This is a genomic window from uncultured Desulfosarcina sp. (genome assembly GCF_963664155.2).
Classification (GTDB): Bacteria; Desulfobacterota; Desulfobacteria; order Desulfobacterales; family Desulfosarcinaceae; genus Desulfosarcina.
The window spans coordinates 1,171,914-1,192,548 of the sequence record NZ_CAXXXH010000001.1 but is presented as its reverse complement, the minus strand read 5'-3'; the positions used below and the strand labels follow the sequence as shown (position 1 = coordinate 1,192,548).

The following is a 20,635-nucleotide window of genomic DNA, read 5'->3' as shown; positions in this document are numbered from 1 at the left end:
GGCGCCGGGTTTTTATTTTTACACCGTGTAACTGTTGAGGGGATTATCCGGGGCCGGACCAAGCTGGGTGAACGATTATCAGGATTAAAACGATGTTTTCGAGGCCAAAAAGGGCGGTTTAAACGTAGGCGTCGCCATAGTTTTTTAAGGTCAGAAACCACGGAACACACAGATTACACAGAAATTTTTCATCATATTCTTCCGTGCTTTCTGAGTATTCCGTGGTTAAACAGGAAATTATAAGACCGTAAGCATAGAACATCTTATGCCTGCTCATTTGCCGGCCGTGACAATCCTGTTGCGGCCGGTGGTTTTGGCCGCATACATGGCTTCATCCACCTGGGTTATCAAATGATCCGCATGTCCGCCCTGCTCGGGAAAAGCGGCCACACCGATGGAAACCGTGATGGATAAGGACTTGTCGAGATATTGAACCCGTAAGGTGTTCTCGATCTCCTGGCGCATGTGTTCGGCTTTGTGTTCGCTGTCTGTCAGCGACAAGCCCGGCATGATCAGAATGAACTCTTCGCCGCCATACCGGCAGGCCACATCCTCGCCGCGAAGATTGATGGTCAGAAATCGGGCCAGGGTTTTCAGCACCACATCTCCGGCATCATGGCCATAGGTATCGTTGACAGCCTTGAAATGATCCACATCCAGCATGATGATGCCGATGGGCTTCGATGTTCTCTGGGCGCGCTTGATTTCCCTTTCCAGGGTTTCCTGCATGTAGCGGCGATTGTACAGGCCGGTCAAGGGGTCCCGGACGGACAGCTCCTGGAGGCGTTCGCGCAATTTGAGATTCGCCAGGGCCAGGGACAGATGATCCGCCACGGTCATGGCCAATCGTTCCATGGATTCCAAGCGCCGGTAGTGTTCGTCATCACGCTGGTCGGGTTCCGGCCCGGAAAAGCTCAGATGCAGCATTCCCAGAACCTCCCCCTGGCCCATCATGGGCACGCACAGGGCGCCGAAAGGCGGAGGCGTCCGGATATGCGCACATGCCTGCCCCATCCCGGGTTTTTCCACGCGATGGGCCTTGCCCCGGCGAAGTCCCCAGCACTCCTCGGGCGGGAACATTTCTGCGCAGCCTTTAAAATCCCCCCATTTGGCGACCAGTTCCAAAAGGTTTTTCGAAGAACGCAGCATATAAAGCCCACCGGGCTCGCTCGGCAAAAGCCCGCCGAGGGTTTCGGTGATCACCCCGAAGGTTTCGTCCAGGGTCCTGCAGGCCTGCAGCATGTCGCCCATTCGATTCAACAGGGCGATTTCGCGGTTGCGGGTTTCGAGTTCCTTAACCCAGGTGGTCAGTTTCGCATTGGCCGTTTCAAGCTGTTCACTGACCCGGGAGCGCTCGTCGATTTCGCACTGCAAGCGCGAATTTTTTTCTTCGGCCTCCCGGGTGCGCTCGATGACTTTGTTATCCAACTCGTTAATGAAAGATTTCAGTTCGCCGACCATGCGATTGAAACCTGCGGCCAGCACAGAGATCTCATCATTGCCGCTGACCTGACACCGGGCGTCCAGATCCCCCTTCTCAACCTGCACGGTCATCTTTGAAAGCGTCTGTATGGGCACCAGCATTTTCTTGAGGTAGAGAACACTGAGGGCGATGAGGACAACGGCCATCCCGAAGGAAACCCAGAAAACGCGGTTTCGAAGCTTGTCGGCGCTGCTGTTCAATTCGTCCAGGTAAACCGATGAGGCAATATACCAGTCGAAGGGCTCGTAGTATTGCACCCAGGAAATCTTGTCATAAATATAGTTGCTTTTATCTTCGGGCCGGTCCCATGCATACCGCAGCATCGAGTCCGGATGATTGGCCACCGCCATCAGCTCCGTGCCGATGGATTTCCCGGTAATCGGATCGAGCAGTTTGGAAAAATTCGTATTTTCGATATTGGAGTTGGGATGAATGATCATATTCATCCGGGAATCGAAAATATAGACATAGCCGGTTCGGGCGATTTTTGTCTTTTTAAGAAGGGCCCTCAACTCCTCGATCATTTTTGACCGACGCCGGTCCACCTCCTGCTTGACGTCGTCGATATACAGTCCGGTGCCGATCACCCAGTTCCAGGGTGAAAAATTCCGGCTGTAAGTCAGCTTTTCAACCGGATCATTTTCACCCAACCGCCGCCACCAGTAAGAGGTGTAGCCTTCTCCCTTGTCGCGGGCGACTGCCACCATGGGGGGGACGATCAGGTTCCCGTAAATATCCTTGACGCCCGAAAAATCGGTTTGATGCAGCTTCGGGTCCGGGTGGGAGATCAGCACGGAATGGTAATCCGAGACCCATACATAATCGTCCCGTCCGTATCTGAATTTGCGCATTTCCTCCAGGACGTTCTTCTTCGTCTCCGCTTCCCGGGCAGGGTTTTGTTTGCATTTATCATAGGCGGCCCGGATATAGGATTCCTGAATAAGGGTAATGTTCTTCAACTGCCGCTTGTAGTCTTCCAGGGTTGAATCCCGATAAGCGGCTATGGCGGAATTTTGTGCATCCACGAGTTCATAGACATTATTCAGAATCGTTTTAGCCGAGGCCTCTTCAGTGGCATAGACCGTTTTCTTGATCATCGGCACGCTCAAGCCATACAGCGCCGCCGAACTGACAATCACAACCACGACGATGGACATGAAGAGTTTGCGAAACAGGATGGATCTGAACATGCCGTGATGACTCCTTCTTCCGGCCATATGATACCGGGGTTTTAAATCCTGGGAAGAGCCTTTTTCAACACGATATAAAAAACAGAATCCCGACCTATTCTCAATAACGGCAATGACGCCGTGATTGCAAGTGGATATTTGATTGATATTTATATATATTCGGGGTCGTCCCAAGCCGGATGGACGATTACCGGGAGTTGCGCAGGCTTAAAACGATGTTGTCGAGGCCCAAAAGGGCGGCTTAATCGTGGCCGTCGCCATAGCTTTATAAAGGTCAGAAACCACTGAACACACAGAATACACAGAAATTTTTCATGATTTACATCGAAATGGAGAAAGCAAGTTCGAGAACACCCTGGCTCCAAAAAAACGACTGAAAGGGTATGCTGATATAACGCCGAACATGGTTTCACGGACACGGAACCGGATGGTGGGTGCGGACGTCATTTTTAAATGGGAGAACTTCATGGTACGGTCGCTTTGGAGATGTTCGAGGAGATTGGAGAGCTTGACATGCTGCTCGTGCCTTGCGGCGGCGGGGGACTGTTGAGCGGTTGTGCGGTGGCGGCAAAGGGCGCTTCGGGAAATTGCAGAACCAACGGCATCGAGCCCGAGCTCGCCGATGGGACCCGCACCCCGTCACTGGGAAAAATCGTATTCCCGCTGGTCCTTGAATAGGTAGACGATATGAAAACCGCTTCGGAACCGGCGATTTTAGAAGCGGTGAAGTTTCTGTTTTACCGGATGAATCTGGTTGTCGAGCCGTCGGGCGTACCCGGATTGGCGGCCCTGCTCAAGCCGGGTGGTTGAGCCGACAGGCAGGATTGGAATTATTTTAAGCGGCGTCAACATCGATTCAGCGACCATGATAAACCTATTGTCGTCATGACGTGGCAGCAGATGAGTTAACCGGTTTTGTTGAGCATACAGAATTTTACGAATTTTCTCTCGGCCGCTCGATAGTCTTCGTAAAAATCCTTATTTTCCGCGCGTTCGAATTCACTGCGGCACTTTCTTACCATCAATTTGAGCCCCTGATCGCTCTGTGATCGGTTTTCCATTTTTTCACCACTTTTTGTATTGCGTTCTGTCGGGGGTAAACGGGATTGGTTCGCTGTGATCAGTGTATGACCGTTTCGGCCACAATCAAGTGGAAATAAGGCTATGGTTTCTTTTGATAGTTGAGTATTGATGGCATACAACCCGTCATAAAAGCCTTCGGCCTTCGACTGATGCACCGGGAAGTTTATTTTGGATTTAACTGACTTTCGTCATTCACCCGGACGACTAATTTCCCGAAATTTTTACCGACCAGCATGCCGATAAACGCATCCGGTGCGCTTTCCAACCCATCGACTATATGCTCACGGTATTTGATCTGCCCTGTGCTCAGCCATTGAGACATATCTTTGGCAAATTCGTCGTAGCGGTGGCCGTAATCATCGAAAATAATGAATCCCTGTACTTTTAACCGTTTGACTAGGATGGCACGCATAAGCAAGGCCAGTCGGTCCGGTCCATCGGGAAGCCGCGTTGCATTGTAGTGGGAAATAAGCCCGCACACCGGAATTCGGGCTTTTGTATTGAGCAGCGGCAGGGCCGCATCGAATACCTTGCCCCCGACGCTTTCGAAATAGATGTCAATCCCCTTGGCGCAGGCCTGGCCAAGCTGGTGGGCAAAATCCGGAGAGTGGTGATCCAGGCACGCATCAAAACCTAGGACTTCTTTGGCGAAGCTGCATTTTTCGCTGCCGCCGGCAACGCCGACAACCCGGCAGCCTTTCAATTTTCCGATCTGCCCTACCGTCGCACCCACCGGCCCGGTGGCCGCAGCAACGACCAGGGTCTCTCCCGGTTTGGGTCGGCCGATATCCAACAGCCCCATGTAGGCGGTAAACCCCGGCATGCCCAATATCCCCAATGCATAGGAGGCGTGTTGGGGGTTCTGCCCCAAGCGGGTCAGGCCGGTGCCATCGGAAAGCGTATAATCCTGCCAGCCGGAATAACCCAGGACCCACTCTCCCGTCTTGAAATCAGGGTGCCGGGATGCTTCAACCCGGCAAACCGTTCCGCCCACCATCACTTCGCCCACTTTAACCGGTTCCGCATAGGATGGGGCATCGCTCATCCTGCCGCGCATATACGGGTCGAGGGAGAGATACGCGGTGCGCAGCAGTACCTGGCCTTCGGCCGGCTCGGGCACGGGCGTGTTCTCCATCCGGAAGTCTTCCGGCAGCGGCGCGCCCTGCGGGCGCTTGGCCAATACAATGCGGCGATTGTGTGCTTTACTTTGAGACATGGATCGCTCTCTTTTCTTTTTTCAGCAGCATGGTGCGGCCTTCGTTCCACCCCGCGCCGGAAAATGATTGACCGCACGGCCGGGATCGAATGCAAAAGGCGACGCCACCTGTGGGGAGTCGCCTTTGGGCCATCTTTAAGCGTATAGAGTGTGAACGGATACCTGTTTTGTCAATGTGGATTTTATCCGCCGGATCGCGAATTGAAATTATGCCAGTTGCTTGCCGGCTCCCGGGCCCGGCGAGACGCCGAAAATCTCTTTAACGTGAAGGATGACCGCTCCCTTGGATTTGAGGGGAAAGCCTGCCTTCTCACTCAACTCCAGGATCCATCGGGCCGTTTCATCATAGCGCCGGCCGCTGGTTTCGATGGTGACGTTGCCTTTGAGCTGATACCCTTCATGGCCTTCCCAGAAGGTTACCGCCACCTGGGGATTGGCTTTCATGTTGGCCAGGGTTTTGTTGAAGAACTGGTCGGAGATGAGAATGGTTTCGCTGTCGATGATTTTCTTGGCGCCGACCGGTACGGCGTTTGGCGTTCCGTCTGCGGTGGCCGTGGAGAGAATCGCGGTGCGGACCGTGTTGAACAATTCCTGCATTCGTTGGGTCATTTGGGCCATGTTAAGTGCCTCCTTTGAAGTATGGGTTGAGATGGGTGGCGGTAAATTGAGCTGCGAGCCGATTTTTTGGATATGGCGGCCGGCTGCCGGATCGGGTGCCCCAAAGGCTGTCAGCCGGGCTTGCGGGCATCGATGATCAGGGATACGAATCCTAATTTTTCTCCCCGGTTGCGATGGTCCATGCGCAGCGACCGGTAAATGGGACCCTGGTCCGGCGACCACGGGTGGTGATGAAAGCGGCCCTGTTCGTCGCAATACTCCAGCAATTCAACGGAAAAACCCGCCTGGACAAAGACATCTGCAAAGCGGTGATAGTCATAAACGATTTTATGATCTGCGGCCGGGTGACTTTTCGGACCCGGGCCGCCGATTCGGGCAATGCGCTGGTAAGCCGCATCCTGGAAATTGGCATCGGGAACCGCGCAACGCAGATAGCCGCCCGGTTTGAGCCACCGGTAACACAATCGGGCGGCTGACCGTCCCTCGGCTTCGGTCAGGTGCTCCCAGACATGCTCGCACAAAAATGCATCCACCAGGCGGTGGCCGAAGCTGGCTTCCCAATCGTCGGGCTGCAGCAGATCCAGCGTTTCCCTGTGTGTGGCAATCCATCCGGGCCAGCGCTGATCGCCGGCGCCGATGATGATCCGCACCGGTTCGGTAGCCGGTATTCCGCTGATGTCTATCATCGATGACCATCCATTTTTAATACCCTGCAAATCAGACCGGGCGGCATTCCGGGATCGGGCATCCCGCCAAAACCGTTTTCGCATACCAGAAAATTGAGTATTAAGCAAATGAACAAAACAAAGGTTTTCGCCCGGGACAAAACAGCCTCTTTCGTTCCGCCATCGTTGACGATGTGCCGCCCGATGGTAACTTTTCAAAAAGAAACATCCGATCGGCAGACAACGAACAGGAGGACGGCCATGAAAGATTCGGGCAGTATTCATAAAAAAGTTCAGGAGATGTGCGATTGTTACACAACCAGTGACCCGCTCAAAGAGATGTCGAGGCTTAAAAACGATTCCGACACGGAGGCCGCTGCGGTAAAGTGGCTGGCCCTGGCAGCCTTGCACGGCGTCAATAACAATGCGAAGGAGATATCCATTCATCGCGGGAATGACGGCAAGATCACCGTTTTTGCCGAATACAGGACCACCGAACTGCCGTCTCCGGGCCAGGATGCCGGTCTCAGGATTTTCAAAACCTTCCGGGAGATGACGCACATCGACGCGGATAAAGGGAAGACGGCCCTGGCCCTGGGCATTCGCGACAGCAGCATCGAGCTCAACGTGAAGATCAGAGTGAAAGAGGGGACCGAAAAAATCAGCATCGGTTTTCCCAAGAAATGACCGATCCCATGCCGGTAATCGACGCCCATGCCCACTGCGGCATCCTTGACCGCAGTTGGCCGCAGTCCATAGAGGCGTATGCGCAGCAGTTGGCCGAAACGGACATCGGCGGGGCGGCCCTTTTTTCTCCGGTGATGGAGATCTACGACCGCTATGACGAAAGCTTCGTGGATACGCCTGCCTGGCGCCGGCGTCGTAAGGAGAGCAATGCCTATCTGCTCTCGCTGGAAACGGCCGGGCTGACCGTCTACCCCTATTTTTTCATCTGGAACGACTTTGCCGTGCAGCAGCTTTCACCGGCCCACTGCGGCATCAAGTGGCACCGCCATGCCGGTGAGCCGGCGTACCGCTACGATGACCCCGGGTGCCGGTCGGCCCTGGACGAGATCCGGCGCAGGCATTTACCGGTGGTTCTGGAGGAGGAATTCGACCATACGGTGCGTTTCATCCGGGAACTGGCCGACGGGATCACGGTAATCATCCCTCACCTGGGGATGCTCAACGGCGGCTTCCCTGCCATCGCCGCGTCCGGCCTGTGGGCGCAGGAAAACGTGTGGGCGGATACCGCCCTGGCTTCACCGGATGAGGTTCGCGAATACCTGCGGCGCTACGACCACCGGCGGCTGATGTTCGGATCGGATTTCCCCTTCGGTGATCCGTATGCGGAACTGCAGAAAGTGCGCAGCCTGCAACTGGACCCGGATGTCGAGGCCGCGGTGGTGGGCGGCAATTTTCTCCGTTTGCAGGCCTGCGTTTCTCATCGGTAGTGTCCATCCACGGACGGCGCTTTCCCGGGGCGCCCGGGATCCGATCTGGAGGCAGAACGGTAACAACCCATTTTTTTCTTTAAGAAAAAAAGCCTTAAACCCGAAACCAAAAAAAAGGGTTGATGGCATACATACGATGGGCTATAAGCACGGGTCGCACGAACCACGGGTTGGAACGGCCCGTGGTTTTTTTATGGTTCAACCCAAGAGGAACCCAATATGATCAGCGCATCCAACATTGCGCTTGCCTATGGCAAGCGCGTTCTGTTTAAAGACGTCGATATCAAGTTCACCCCCGGCAACTGCTACGGCCTTATCGGCGCCAACGGTACCGGGAAATCGACTTTCCTGAAGATCCTTTCCGGGGAGATAGAGCCCGACAAAGGAACGGTGGGCACTGGGCCCGGCGAGCGCATCGCCGTTCTGAAGCAGGACCATTTTGCCTTTGATGAAGAAACCGTCATCGACACGGTGATCATGGGGCATGACCGGCTGCATGCCGTCGTGGTGGAACGAAACGCCATCTACGCCAAGGCGGATTTTACCGAAGCGGACGGCATCCGGTCCGGTGAGCTGGAGGCGGAATTCGCCGAACTGGACGGCTACGAGGCCGAATCCCAGGCGGCGGTTCTGCTCAAGGGGGTGGGCATCCCGGAAGAGGCACTCCAGCTTAAGATGAAAGAGCTGGAAGGGGGGGACAAGGTCCGCGTGCTGCTGGCCCTGGCCCTCTTCGGTAATCCCGATGTCCTGCTGCTTGACGAGCCCACCAACCACCTGGATCACAAGTCCATCGCCTGGCTGGAAGATTTTCTGGCGCGTTCCGAGAATACCGTGATCGTGGTATCCCACGACCGCCACTTCCTCAACCAGGTCTGTACCCACATTGCCGATATCGATTACGGCCAGATCCGGGTTTTCGTGGGCAACTACGACTTCTGGTGCCAGGCCAGCCGCCTGATCCAGAAGCAGAAACAGAACGAAAACAAGAAGGCCGCGGAAAAGGCCAAGGAGTTGACCGCGTTTATCCAGCGCTTCAGTTCCAACGCCTCCAAAGCCAAGCAGGCCACTTCCCGGAAAAAGCTCCTGGAAAAGCTCACCCTGGATGACATGCCGGTCTCGTCGCGAAAATACCCCTGGATCGCCTTCAGGCCGGAACGACCCTGCGGGAGCGTGATCCTGGAGATCGACAACCTTAGCCAAACTATCGATGGGGAGAAGGTCCTCAATAACTTCAGTATGGTGGTGAACGGCGGGGACAAGATCGCCTTTGTCGGCGAGGACAGCCTGGCCAAAACCGCCCTGTTCCAGATCCTGGCAGGGGAGACGGCGCCGGACGCCGGCAGCTTCCGATGGGGCCAGACCGTTACCACCGCCTACTTTCCCAAGGAGAACCGGCGGTTTTTCGATACTGACATGTCCCTGGTCCAGTGGCTGCTGCAGTACGCGCCGGAAGAGGGGGTGAGCTTTGCCCGCGGCTTCCTCGGCCGCATGCTCTTCTCCGGAGAAGAGGCCATGAAAAATACCGGGGTGCTTTCCGGCGGGGAGAAGGTGCGTTGCATGCTCTCGCGCATGATGCTCGGCGGCGCCAATGTGCTTTTACTGGACGAGCCCACCAACCACCTGGACCTGGAGGCCATCACCTCCCTTAACGATGGGCTCATGGCCTTTCCCGAGGTGATTCTCTTCGCTTCCCACGACCACCAGTTCGTATCCACCGTGGCCAACCGGATCGTTGAACTTACCCCTGAGGGCGCCATTGACCGGGTCATGAACTATGACGACTATCTGGCAAGCACCGCCGTGGCCCAAGAGAGGGAAGCCCGCTATTGCGGGGGAAGCGCCATGGTCTGCTGATCCGGGGACGCGCGACCGTTTATCTATTGTCGATTTTTCACGGCAAGGCCAGTGATCTGCGCTTAACGGGCCTTTTGTTTTTCCGGTTTTGATTCCTGCCCGGTCCTCAGGATGCCGAAGTCGATCAGTGTCTGGAGCATTCGGGTATCGATGCGCACCCCCAGGTTCCGCTCCGCGACAGACAGGACATCGGCGGTAGAGCGGCCGTCGAAACCGGACAGGGCGTTGAATACGGGTACCGGCAGATCCAGCGGATCCAGACGGCTGTAAGACCGCACCCGGACGGCGTCTGAAGCGGCGCTTATGACGGTGAACCGGCCGACCCGCAGGTGCGCTGGAATTTTTGTCTGTTGCAGCCGGTCATAGGCCCGCTGGACCAGCCGGGAAGACAGCTGAACGTCGGGGCCGCAGATTCTTTCCACGTCCCGATAGTCCAGGTCACAGACCCGTTCGGCGCATTCTGCGTAAAACGCGGTTTCCCGTCCCCACCATCGGCCCCAGATTTTCCTGGCGGTGCCGGCATCCGGGCGGCCGTCCACCTCGTTCGGCTGAAGGTTTTCGCCGCTCATTTCCCCCTCCCGCCACGATTCTAACACGGCAAGGGCGCTGTCGCCGATATCGAGCTGGAGCACGCACCACAGGGAGAGGTCCTTAACCACGCTGTTGAGAAAGGTCTGCAGGGCCTTCCAGAAGGATTGACCGATTTTTCCACGGACGTGTTTACAGAACCAGGTGACGCAGGTGGGGTCCCGGTAGGGCCAGATCATGCACCTTCCCCAGGTCGCGTCGAAGTGGGGGCATCGAAGGGCGTTGTTGCGTCCAAAGGCATTTTGGCTGTGCCGGTAGAGCAGGTTGTAGGCCGGCGGGGGAAGGACGGTAAGCGGGCTGGCTCCGGGGGCTTTGCTGAGGCGTGCCTTCAGGGAGGCTCTTCCGGCCGTCATAGCCGGGGACAGATCCCCCAATATGGCTCCGGCCAGGAAGTTGGGCAGGCCGGGGGTATAGGTGCAGCACTTGCTGGCGGTGTCGAAAAAGATCCGGCCGGCACCGACCGGTTCCCCCGGCCGCGCGCACATGGCGCAGTCGGTGCAGGTGGCCTCGATTTCCACCGGCAGCGGCCCCGGGAGAATGGCTTCGATCCAGCGGGCATACAGCGCCGGCAGGGTTCCCACCGCATCGACACCCGATGGTCGAAACGACTTCGATGCCGGCGGGGCGGTGGAACCCGAATCCCGCTCAGGCCTTGCCGGTGGCGGCCCGGTCCGGTTCACTACCCTTTGTATCCATAGGTGGAGGTCGCCTTTCCCTGACCGCCCCCCCCGGTTCCGGCTGTTTTGGCGCTGCCATAACCCGAACCGCCCTTGCCCCACCCGCCCTGCCCCACGGTGGTTCCCCCACCTTTCGCGGCTCCCGTGCCCGCGGGCGGCATTTTGCCGAAGGCGCCGCCGCCTGTCTTGACCCCGGTGGCATCGCCTTCACTGCCGGCGACGCCGCCCCGGATGCGTTTGATCTGGAGCCCCGGTTCGGAGGAGAAGAGTTCATCGAGCTTGCTCCGGGTCTGCTCACCCGCGACGCCGTCCACCGTCAGCCCGTTGATCCGCTGGAACTCCATTACCCGGGACTGACTCTTGGCACCGAAGATGCCGTCCACCTCCAGGGCTGCCATGGACGAGCCTTGCTGGGTGTGCCCGGTGATCAGGTTCAGATCATTTTGAAGGCTCGCTACGTCGTTGCCTGGAGTGCAGCCAAAATAGAGCAATCGATTCATTTTGGTTTCCTTTGCGGTTGATAAAATGGTGGCAGGGAAATGTTCAACGGGTCATCCGGGACTATGACAAGAAGAGATTTTCAGGTCAACAGAAAAGCCGCATCCGGTATGGAGAGTCGTTGGCGGAACGGACTATTTGCCAACGGTGAGCGTGGCCGGCCCCCGCTTGCCGGGTGGAAACGCGGCTCCGCCCGGCCTTGACTCAGAATCCTAATTCTGAGATAAGTTCCCATTAATTCTCACGGCGGATTTACTATTTATGGACATTTACGCAACCCGGAGCATAACCGATGATCGATCTGTTTAAACGCTTTTTCAGCAGCGCTGCCGAAAACGGTGGAACCCCCGCCGGCCGGGACAATGATCGGGATGTGATTGTGGCGGTGTGTGCCCTGTTCCTGGAAATGGGGCGCATCGATGAAACCTTCACGAAGCAGGAAATGGCAAAGGTGCTTTCCATTTTAACCGATAAATACGGCCTTTCCGGCGAAGATGCCGATGCCCTGCTCGATGAAGCGGACCGCGAGTTGAAAGAGAGTGTCGACCTATGGCAGTTTGCCAAGGTTATCAATGACCGTTACAGCATTGCCAGAAAAGAAAAACTGATCGAACGGTTGTGGCAGATTGTCTACGTTGACGGCAAAATGGACCAATATGAACATTATCTGATGAACAAGGTCTCCAACCTGCTGGACATTTCCCACAAACGGCTGATCGACGCCAAACTCAAGGTGCTGCACGGCAATTGATTCCGGACCGAAGGACGCCCCCGGGGCTGCCCGTCCGTATCATCTTTTGAAGACATTCATAACCGCCCGTTCGGCAGCGCTCAGGGCGCCTTCCAGATAACCGCCATGCTGGACGGCGGTTTCCGTGCCGGCAAAATGGATGGCGCCGTCCCAGAAGCTGGTTTTGCCTGCCGGCGGGTGATAACGGGGGTGCTCGACCATCGGCGGCTGGTCGAGCGGGGTGGCGGTGAATCTTTCGCGCGCCCAATCCTGGTAGAAGAAGGTCGTCGGCTGTGCCGCCGGTTTGCCATAGATGATGGCAAGCTGGGATAGAATCGCCTCCGTGAGGCGTTGTTGATGATTGCGCTGCACTGCCGGGATGCCCAAAAAGCCGGTCAATCCATAGGGGCCCTGACTGTTGTTGGAGCCGTCGTGGATCTCGCCCAGCGGGCCGCGCTCGCTGAAAGCCTGGCCCGATAGACCCCTTTGCCGCCAGAAAGGTTCTTCGTAAAGCGCGCAGAATTTCGCCTGGCCCGCCATCCAGGTACCCATTTTCAGCATCGCCTGGGTCAGGAGATGAGACAGATCGGGGGTAAAGAGAATGGTGGCGGCGGCAAGCCGGGGCGGAAGCGCCAGGATTACCGTACTGGCACTGAACCGGCTCCAGGGATCTTTCTCCAGTTCACCGACGCTGACCAGAGCGCCGGTTGCGGTTTTTTCGATCTGACAGACCGGATGATTCAGCCTGATGGTGTTATCCGGAATGTGCTTACAGAGCTTCGTGACCAGGTTAATCATGCCCCCGGAAATCCTCCAGGAGCGCGGCTCCATGGCGTATCCGCCAACGGTCTGGACAGCGCTGTTGGAACGCTGAAAACAGCCCATGCCCGCTTCAAACTGGCGATAGCCGATCAGGCCCAGGGTTTTAACCAGGTCAGCCATTTTCGGGTGAATGGCGGGCCAATACCAGGATGGGCCGAGATCGGCGTGAAATCCCCGATGGTCGGGGCTTAAGATCCTGCCGCCGATACGCTCACGGGCTTCGAGAACGACAACTGATTTGTTTTTCAGGGACAGCAGGAAGGCCGCATAGATGCCGCTGAGGCCGCCTCCGACGATCAGGGTGTCAACCGTTTCCACAGTTATTTTATCTCGACATATTCTCCGTCTTTCACCTGGAAAACGGCAAACCCGACTCCGATGGCATCACCTTGTGCGTCGAAGCTGATGCGGCCCAGGGGGGTCTCGAAATAGTTGCTCCGCAACGCCTTGGAAAGCGACGCAAAGTCTGTGGTTCCGGCTATCTCAATGCCTTCCAGCAGGGCTGTGGCGGCCGCATAGGCATTGAGGAAGAAAGCCCCGGGATCCGACCCGTAAACCGTCCGGTGTTCCTCGATGGCAGCGATGGCCAGCGGGTTTTGGGTGGTGTCCGTCGGTCCGGTGGCGTACACGCCTTCGGCGTATTTGCCGGCAATTTTGATGAAGGTGATATCTTTCACCCCGTCGTCGGAAATGAAAATTGTCTTCATGTTTTTTCTGCGCATCTGCTGTACGAGCTTGGATGCTTCGGGGTGAAACCCGCCGTACAGCAGCACGTCGGCGTTGGAGCGCTTGACTTTGTTGATCACCGCAGAGTAATCGACCGCGCCGGGAGTAATGCCTTCAAACAGCAGGAGCTTGCCCCGGTCGTCCTTTTCCAGGAATCCTTTGGCGAATTCCGCCAGCCCTTTGCCGTAATCGCCCTTGTCATGAACGATGGCAATCGTTTTCGCTTTTAACGGTCCCAGGCAAAAGTCGATCTGGGTTTTGGCCTGAGCATCGTCCGGGGCAATGGTCCGGAAGAAGTTGTCATGCTGGCCGCTTTTGGTCAGATCGGTGTTGGTGGCCGAAGGGGACATGAGGATCACGCCTTTGGTGGCATAGATTCCCAGCGACGCCTTGCACGGGCCGCTGCAGATGTGCCCCAGGACGACATCAACCCCCTCCGTGAGCAGCTTGGTGGCGACGTTGACGGCCACTTCGGTTTTGCACTGATCGTCTTCGACCAGCAATTCAACCTGTTTTCCCAGTACACCGCCCTTGGCATTGATCTTTTTTACCACCAGCTCTGCGGCCTTTACCGTGGGAATGCCGTAGGAGGCCAGGTCGCCGCTGTGGGCACCGGCAACGCCCATTTTGATCGTGTCTGAAGCACCGGCCATCGGAACGCAAATAAGGGCAGCCGCCATTAACATCATCACCATCTTCAGACCGCGTTGCTGTCGACGTCGCATCTTCTTCTCCTTTTTCAGCTTTCGTAAATGAGTTCCAGCCCCACACCGACCTCCTGCAGGTCAGCCACCTGTGACAATGCCACCCGGGACTTGAAATCCGTGCAATGGCATGCGTGAAGCGCATTCGGACGAAATTTTTTCATCTGCTCGATGGTGTCGTGCAACTGGGATTTCGTCGGTTCCAACAGATGAAATCCGCCGATAATGTCTATCATCCGGTGGTCATTGCAGACCCGCATCGCCTGGGCCACCGTGTTGCAGATCCCGGCATGGGCGCAGCCGGCGACGATCACCAATCCCTGTGAAGACTTATACGCCAGCGATGAATCATCCAGCAAAAAGTCATCGGCCTCAGCCTCGTCATGATGGATTCGGCCGATGGGATAGGTGGCCTCGAAGTCGTTTTCCCGTTCGATTTCTCCCAGAAAAACCAGGTTCGGATGCAGCCACCGCGGTTGGCGGGTCAACTGCAGGTCAAAGTGCTGACGGGCCGTTTCTTCAGATATCAGGCAACCGATATCGCCCATACCGGGAATAAAGCGCCGGTCGAACACCGACGGATGGGCGATCAGGGCAGGGCGTTTGGCCGGCCGGTTTTCGAACCGCCGCTCAGCATAGGCCTGGATCAGATGCTGCAGTCCCCAGGTGTGATCCAGGTGGGCGTGGGATAACACCAGCGCATCGATATCGAGCAAATCGATGCCCATTTTGGCGGCATTTTTTATGAAAACGTCCGAGTAGCCGGTGTCGAACAATACCTTCATATCATCGATTTCAATATAGTAGGAAACACCCGGTTCGGCTAGAAAATAGTGATCGATCAATGTGTTGTTGTCGACCAGCACGGTCAATTTCACGCGCATTCCTCCATGCTGAAATACTGGAATTCCAAGCCGGAAAACAGGAAACGTCAGGGCCATATAATGGGCATATGCCCTGTTTCCTATGTGACCGGGTATCCTTTGTCAATACAAATATGCCGACAATATTACGCCGCCGGCCTGATCGTCGCGCGCAGCTTGGCCAGCGCCTGGTGGGCGGCGTTGATCAGCGGATGGACAGTGGGAGCCGATGTCAGCAACGGATGGGTCGCAATCTGCATCATATCCAGTTCACGCACCGTGACCTTTTTTTGAATCCCCAGCGCAATCGTATTGATCAACTCACCCACGGACGGTCCACCGGATACCTGTCCGCCGAGGATAACGCCCGAACCATCGGCAAAGATCAGCTTGACTTTGAGTTCACTGGCTCCGGGTAGCATGCCGGGGTGGCGATCCGGGGCTGCGGCGGTTGCGGTAACGTATCGAAACCCTTCTTTTTCGCAGGTCCGGCAGGTCATCCCGGCGCTGGCAAACGATTTTTTTCCGATCCGGGTAGAGAAGGCGGCAATCGTCCCCTGAATCTGATGCAGTACCCGGATGCCGTAGATATTGGTGCCTGCATTGCGTGCTTCGGCGGTTGCCGTTGAAGCGAGCCAGACCGGTGCGGCCTTGCGCGTGAAAAAATCCCGTTTCAGCGCACAGTCACCGACGGCGAATATATCCTCGGTATCGGTTCGCATGTAATCGTCAACCCAGATAGATCCGTTATCGATGATCCGTAAGCCGGCTTTTTCAGCCAGATGGCTCGACGGTTTGGCACCCACACTGACCAACACCATATCCGCCGGAATTTTCTCTCCGTTCTCCAGACAGACCGATTCGACACGTTCGCTGCCATCGATGGAGACGACGCGGCTGCCGGTACGAATGTCGATCCTTTTCTTTTCCAACAACCCGGCGATGTCATCGCAGAATTCATCGTCGAACGCGCTTAAAAGCAGTTTGGGCATGATTTCGATCAGGTGGATATCCACATCCGAATCCTGGGATAGCTCATCGGCAAACTCCGCGCCGATGAAACCGCCGCCGATGATGACCACTTTTCTGGCCTGATGCACTTTTTCCCGCAAGGCATTCATCGCCCACATGCTTTTTTTGATTGTAAAAACGCCTTGCTTATCCACACCCGGAATCGGCAGCATGCATACGTCCGTTCCGGTGGCCAAAACAAGCTTCTCATAGGCAAGAACGTCACCCGCCTCCAGGGTAACCGTGTGTGCTTTCGCATCCAAGGAAACCACTTTGCCCACTTTGACGTCGATTCCGGCATTCTCCAGCGGCACGTTGCCCATGGCGTTGTGCTTCGTGTCGGAAAGGGTGTGCATCATGTAGGGTATGGCGCAGGGAATAACCCCGTCCCCGATTTCCTTGACGACACAAACCGATTTTTCAGGATAAACGCTCTTGGCCGTCAGTGCCGTAATAATTCCGGCAGGCCCACCGCCCACGATGATTACATGGATTCCCATAGGTTGCTCCTTTCATTGTCCGTTTGTTGCAAAAGGCGATACTTCCCCGTGCAGGCGGGTTATGGTTTGGCCCTTTGAAGAAAAGGATATCAACCTTCATGCCAAAACAGAAATGAGAAGAGGCGATGATAACATGAAGAAATAATGATATTTAAATTGCGTCTACCGGTTTCCGAAGTCACGATCACAGCCGTGGCGTGTCCGTTTTTTTTCCAGATTGTCTAAGCCTTTACCTGTCAAACATACACCCGTCTTGGAAAAAGGTGGCAGCGGATGGGGGGGGGGATTGCCAACGGAAACAAGGGGCGTCAACGGAGTCAGCGCGCCAACCGGCACATTCCGATCCCGGTATTTTATCTGAAGCGGCGGTGAGAGTAAAGCAGGACGTTTTGAGAGGAATCGATCAGCCGGGTAAGCTCTGCCTGTTCTTGTTCGAGATTTCAGAAGGCCGGGATCGTTTACGCCGTATCCGCCTGATGCCGGCATGCGTCGGCATAGGGGGCAAGGGCGGACCGGATGCGTGCCTGGAGGATCGCCTCGGGTGCCGGGGACAGGCTGCCGACGGCGATTGCTCCGGCCAGGTCGGGGAGGAATTGTCGCAGCAGCGGGTGCGGAATGGGCCGGTGCAGGTTGTGCATCAACTGCTCACAGGCCTGCCGGGCCTCGGCTCGGGGCCAGTAGTACCGGATGCGATCGCGCAGGCCGTAGCGGCGCAGGTATTGCCGCTCCGGCCCGGTGCCATCATAATGAATGTTGCCGTGTTCGGGGTGGGTCTGCATCAGCTGTTCCATGACTGCCATCAGGTTGGACCGATGGGACAGCCCGGGGAGTTCGTTCTCGATGTGGGCCAGGGCAAAGAGCGCCTCACGCAGGGCAGAGGTGAGACAGGGGCCGATTTTAAGCAGGCAGAAGTGATCCCTCACCATCTGCGTCAGCGCCGATGGGGGTTGATAATCGGTGGCGTGAATTTCAAATGTCATGGCACCGGGCAACCGGTCGTGAAATGCCGAAAGCGCGGCGGCTGCCGACGGGTTGTAGACGGCTGCCCGGTGGTCGTCGAAATCCACACCGGGTTGAACCACCACGGCGATGATCCGTTCCCAGGCCTGATCGACCCCGGCCCGGCTGAAAGCTTCCTTATAGTCCGCCAGTTCGTCACGCAGGTCCTGCGGATCGCTGACCGCCACCACCCCGTTCTGCCCCAGGCCTCCCCCCGGTGTCGGCACCTCGGATCCAATTACATAGAATGGGGAAGGCCGGTGGAAATGGCCGGCGGCGGATTCGGCGGCCCGGCACAGGGAGGCGGCGCGCAGGGCCGCGGTCTTCACCGGCAGGCGGTCCCGGGGATCGTCGGCACACCGCCTGCCCGTGTCCAGGTGCAGCTTTTGGAAACCGGCGGCCACAACGGCCCGGGCCAGCGCTTCGGCATGGGCCATGGCTTCCCTTGCCGGCAGGTGGCGCCACGGGTGGGGGCCGAGGTGATCCGCTCCCAACATGACCTGTCCGGGTGCCAATCCACCATCGGTTGCCAGGCGCGTCAGCTGGTCGGCGAAATCAGACGGCGTCATACCGGTATAACCGCCGTACAGGTTGACCTGGTTGGCCGTGGCCTCCACCAGCAGCAGGGTTCCGTCGTCTTTTGCCCGGGCGGCTGCTGCCGCCAGTACCTGGGGATGAGCCGAGCAGACGGCGACCAGGCCGCCGATCCGGCCTGAAAGATGTCGGTTGCGCAGGTCTTTCAGCAAGTGATGCCCCGGTGGTTTTGCATTAGGTACATGGGATCTCTCGTCCATTTTTTTAAGTATGACGGCAAGGCCGGCTGCGCGTCGGTTACATTTTGTAGCCGATAGCCCGCAGGAAGGATTTACGCTTGGCGATGTCGGCTTCCCCTTCAATGCCCCTGGCTGCAAAACCGTCGATGACCCCCAGGATGCCGCGCCCCAGTGCACTTTCTGCAACGATGACCTCGACCGGATTGGCCGTGGCGCAGAAAACCCGGCAAACTTCAGGCACCTGTTTGATCGTGTTGAGGATATTGACGGGGAACATGTCGCGCATGAAAATGATGAAGCTGTGTCCGGCACCCAAATTCAGCGCGTTTTCCCGGGAAAGGGAGGTCAGTCCCTCATCCGTGCCGGCAAAGCGCACCAGGCAGACATCGGAGGCCTCGCAGAAGGCGATGCCGAATTTGGCGCCGGGCACCGTATTGACGATGGCTTCGTAAATATCCTCGACGGTTTTGATGAAGTGGGACTGGCCCAGGATGAAATTGAGCTGTTCGGGGTTGTTGATCGTGACGGTTTTCAATTCCATGGCATCTTCTCCTTTAAAAAATGATCGGATGAGGGCCTGTGGGCAATTACGGCACGCGGATCCGTTTTATACGGTCACGGTTGACCGCCAACAGGCCCTGTCGCTTCCATGCGCCATTTGCGGATATTACCGCGGGTGGGGGGCAACTTCAATTTATTCAGAAAACGTCGGTTTAACAAGCCCGATGTGAAACCTTTCCGGCGAGACACAGGCATGGTATACTTTTTAACCATACCCTGTCCATGCATCCTTTCCCCCGTACCGTTGCCTTAAGGATGCCGGCCGCCATTTTCGCGCCGGCCACCGCAGGAAGGAGGGCGCCTTGCGCTGTCTGCTCATCTCCGCCAATACTGAAAAAATGAACATGCCCACCCTTCCCATGGGGCTTGGTTGCGTGGCGGCGGCCCTGGAGGCCGCCGATCATGAAGTCCGGTTTCTCGACCTGATGGCCAAGGAGGACTGGCAATCCGCTCTCCGGGAAGCGCTGGCTGAACCGGCACCCGATGTTATCGGTATTTCCATTCGCAACATTGACGATCAGGTCAGCGGATCGCCGCGCTTTCTACTGGAAAAGGCCAGGGATGTGGTGGTCTTTTGCCGGGCGCACGCCCATGCACCGATTGTCCTCGGCGGCGCAGGCTACAGCATTTTTCCGCAGGCGGTACTTGATTACACCGGGGCGGACATGGGTATCCAGGGTGAAGGGGAACAGTCCTTTTCCATGCTGCTGGAAAGGCTTGAACGATCAGCCTCGCCTGCGGATGTGCCAGGGCTGGCCATCCGGGGAAAAGGTCTTCAGGCGCCCGGAATCCACGTCCGTGATCTGGACCGCTTCCCCCTCCCCGGACCGGACCTGTTCGATTCCCGATTTGCACGGGATCCGGACTATTTCCTTCCCATCCAGACCCGACGTGGCTGCCCTCTGAACTGCAGCTACTGCTCGACGTCCACCATCGAAGGCCGACTGATCCGCAGAAGATCCCCGGCGACCGTTATCGATGCGTTGCATCGCTGGCGCGCGGCCAGCTATTCACGGATCTTTTTTGTGGACAACGTTTTTAACCTGCCGAACAGCTATGCCAGCGACCTGTGCGCGCGCATGGCCGGCGAACGTCTCGACATTCAGTGGCGGGCCATCCTCTATCCCGGGCAGGTGACCGAAACGCTGGTACGATCCATGGCGCGGGCAGGATGCCGGGATGTGTCCCTGGGGTTTGAAAGCGGGTCGCAACCGATCCTGGATGGCCTGCATAAACGCTTTTCTCCGGAGGATGTCCGGCGAACCAGCCGGTTGCTGGCCGATGCCGGCATTGGAAGCATGGGGTTCCTTCTGCTGGGCGGACCGGGAGAAACCCGTGAAACCGTGCTGGAGAGCCTTTCTTTCGCTGACAGTTTAGGCTTGAATGCCATCAAACTGACCATCGGCCCGAGAATCTATCCATATACCGAACTGGCCCGGATTGCGGTCCGGGAAGGCCTGATCGAGCCGGAGGCCGACCTCCTCAGCCCCGTTTTCTATATCGCCCGGGGGTTGGAAGCATGGCTGCGTGAAACGGTCCAATCATGGATTTCCCACCGTCCCCATTGGATGCTGTAGATCGGGGCTTTCGCCAGGCAATGCGGCCTGCCCTGAATCACCT

20 protein-coding genes are annotated in these 20,635 nt (G+C 56.9%); 7 read left to right on the top strand and 13 right to left on the bottom strand.

The genetic code is table 11. The features are described 5' to 3' along the window. Positions 1 to 273: 273 nt before the first annotated feature. A complete protein-coding gene (locus ACHZBS_RS05315) occupies positions 274 to 2,673 on the bottom strand; it encodes a cache domain-containing protein (RefSeq protein WP_319405485.1) in 2,400 nt (799 codons plus the stop codon). Positions 2,674 to 3,126: 453 nt separating this feature from the next. On the opposite strand from ACHZBS_RS05315, the gene ACHZBS_RS05310 reads away from it, so the two are divergent. Both ACHZBS_RS05310 and ACHZBS_RS05305 read left to right on the top strand, forming a co-directional pair. Next, the gene (locus ACHZBS_RS05310; protein WP_319405484.1) at positions 3,127 to 3,351 is read left to right on the top strand and encodes a pyridoxal-phosphate dependent enzyme; all 225 of its coding nucleotides are present in this window, start codon (positions 3,127 to 3,129) and stop codon (positions 3,349 to 3,351) included. A gap of 9 nt (positions 3,352 to 3,360) precedes the next feature. Next, positions 3,361 to 3,483: a hypothetical protein gene (locus tag ACHZBS_RS05305; RefSeq protein WP_319405483.1), complete on the top strand. Its 123-nt coding sequence runs from the start codon at positions 3,361 to 3,363 to the stop codon at positions 3,481 to 3,483. Positions 3,484 to 3,578: 95 nt separating this feature from the next. On the opposite strand, the gene ACHZBS_RS05300 is transcribed toward ACHZBS_RS05305, so the two are convergent. From ACHZBS_RS05300 to ACHZBS_RS05285, 4 genes are all read right to left on the bottom strand, one after another. After that, on the bottom strand, positions 3,579 to 3,734 hold the full coding sequence (locus ACHZBS_RS05300) for a hypothetical protein (protein WP_319405482.1): 156 nt from the start codon (positions 3,732 to 3,734) through the stop codon (positions 3,579 to 3,581). A 185-nt stretch (positions 3,735 to 3,919) separates the two neighbouring features. Next, positions 3,920 to 4,972, bottom strand: a complete 1,053-nt coding sequence (locus ACHZBS_RS05295) for an NADP-dependent oxidoreductase (RefSeq protein WP_319405481.1) — start codon at positions 4,970 to 4,972, stop codon at positions 3,920 to 3,922. A gap of 207 nt (positions 4,973 to 5,179) precedes the next feature. After that, a complete protein-coding gene (locus tag ACHZBS_RS05290) occupies positions 5,180 to 5,590 on the bottom strand; it encodes a pyridoxamine 5'-phosphate oxidase family protein (RefSeq protein WP_319405480.1) in 411 nt (136 codons plus the stop codon). A 110-nt stretch (positions 5,591 to 5,700) separates the two neighbouring features. Next, positions 5,701 to 6,276 carry a methyltransferase domain-containing protein gene (locus ACHZBS_RS05285; protein ID WP_319405479.1) on the bottom strand — a complete coding sequence of 192 codons (576 nt, stop codon included), beginning with the start codon at positions 6,274 to 6,276 and terminating at the stop codon, positions 5,701 to 5,703. A gap of 240 nt (positions 6,277 to 6,516) precedes the next feature. On the opposite strand from ACHZBS_RS05285, the gene ACHZBS_RS05280 reads away from it, so the two are divergent. The 3 genes from ACHZBS_RS05280 to ACHZBS_RS05270 all read left to right on the top strand — a co-directional run bounded on the left by ACHZBS_RS05280 (position 6,517) and on the right by ACHZBS_RS05270 (position 9,563). Continuing rightward, complete coding sequence (locus tag ACHZBS_RS05280; RefSeq protein ID WP_319405478.1) at positions 6,517 to 6,942, top strand: hypothetical protein; 426 nt, start codon at positions 6,517 to 6,519, stop codon at positions 6,940 to 6,942. Continuing rightward, entirely contained in the window at positions 6,939 to 7,709 is a 771-nt protein-coding gene (locus ACHZBS_RS05275) for an amidohydrolase family protein (protein ID WP_319405477.1), read from the top strand. Before ACHZBS_RS05280 ends, ACHZBS_RS05275 begins: the two co-directional genes overlap by 4 nt. Positions 7,710 to 7,928: 219 nt before the next feature. Next, a complete protein-coding gene (locus tag ACHZBS_RS05270) occupies positions 7,929 to 9,563 on the top strand; it encodes an ATP-binding cassette domain-containing protein (protein ID WP_319405476.1) in 1,635 nt (544 codons plus the stop codon). A 62-nt stretch (positions 9,564 to 9,625) separates the two neighbouring features. Here the strand turns inward: ACHZBS_RS05270 and ACHZBS_RS05265 are convergent, their stop codons facing one another. After that, the gene (locus ACHZBS_RS05265) at positions 9,626 to 10,831 is read right to left on the bottom strand and encodes a hypothetical protein (RefSeq protein ID WP_319405475.1); all 1,206 of its coding nucleotides are present in this window, start codon (positions 10,829 to 10,831) and stop codon (positions 9,626 to 9,628) included. After that, positions 10,831 to 11,328 (bottom strand): peptidoglycan-binding domain-containing protein, encoded by a 498-nt coding sequence (locus tag ACHZBS_RS05260; RefSeq protein WP_319405474.1) that lies wholly within the window; start codon positions 11,326 to 11,328, stop codon positions 10,831 to 10,833. The genes ACHZBS_RS05265 and ACHZBS_RS05260 overlap by 1 nt, the downstream gene beginning before the upstream one ends. Before the next feature lie 290 nt (positions 11,329 to 11,618). Between ACHZBS_RS05260 and ACHZBS_RS05255 the strand changes: the two genes are divergently transcribed. Then, complete coding sequence (locus ACHZBS_RS05255) at positions 11,619 to 12,077, top strand: TerB family tellurite resistance protein (RefSeq protein ID WP_319405473.1); 459 nt, start codon at positions 11,619 to 11,621, stop codon at positions 12,075 to 12,077. A gap of 39 nt (positions 12,078 to 12,116) precedes the next feature. On the opposite strand, the gene ACHZBS_RS05250 is transcribed toward ACHZBS_RS05255, so the two are convergent. From ACHZBS_RS05250 to ACHZBS_RS05225, 6 genes are all read right to left on the bottom strand, one after another. Further along, complete coding sequence (locus ACHZBS_RS05250) at positions 12,117 to 13,196, bottom strand: FAD-dependent oxidoreductase (RefSeq protein ID WP_319405472.1); 1,080 nt, start codon at positions 13,194 to 13,196, stop codon at positions 12,117 to 12,119. Positions 13,197 to 13,198: 2 nt separating this feature from the next. Continuing rightward, positions 13,199 to 14,329, bottom strand: coding sequence for a branched-chain amino acid ABC transporter substrate-binding protein (locus ACHZBS_RS05245; protein ID WP_319405471.1), 1,131 nt, complete (start codon positions 14,327 to 14,329; stop codon positions 13,199 to 13,201). A 14-nt stretch (positions 14,330 to 14,343) separates the two neighbouring features. Beyond that, a complete protein-coding gene (locus tag ACHZBS_RS05240; RefSeq protein WP_319405470.1) occupies positions 14,344 to 15,186 on the bottom strand; it encodes an MBL fold metallo-hydrolase in 843 nt (280 codons plus the stop codon). 131 nt (positions 15,187 to 15,317) lie between these two features. Continuing rightward, positions 15,318 to 16,682 carry an FAD-dependent oxidoreductase gene (locus ACHZBS_RS05235; RefSeq protein WP_319405469.1) on the bottom strand — a complete coding sequence of 455 codons (1,365 nt, stop codon included), beginning with the start codon at positions 16,680 to 16,682 and terminating at the stop codon, positions 15,318 to 15,320. Positions 16,683 to 17,140: 458 nt separating this feature from the next. Further along, positions 17,141 to 18,427, bottom strand: coding sequence for a class II D-tagatose-bisphosphate aldolase non-catalytic subunit (locus ACHZBS_RS05230; protein WP_319405468.1), 1,287 nt, complete (start codon positions 18,425 to 18,427; stop codon positions 17,141 to 17,143). An 85-nt stretch (positions 18,428 to 18,512) separates the two neighbouring features. After that, the gene (locus ACHZBS_RS05225) at positions 18,513 to 18,995 is read right to left on the bottom strand and encodes an adenosine-specific kinase (protein ID WP_319405467.1); all 483 of its coding nucleotides are present in this window, start codon (positions 18,993 to 18,995) and stop codon (positions 18,513 to 18,515) included. A gap of 322 nt (positions 18,996 to 19,317) precedes the next feature. Between ACHZBS_RS05225 and ACHZBS_RS05220 the strand changes: the two genes are divergently transcribed. Next, positions 19,318 to 20,592, top strand: coding sequence for a B12-binding domain-containing radical SAM protein (locus ACHZBS_RS05220; protein ID WP_319405466.1), 1,275 nt, complete (start codon positions 19,318 to 19,320; stop codon positions 20,590 to 20,592). Positions 20,593 to 20,635 lie beyond the last annotated feature (43 nt).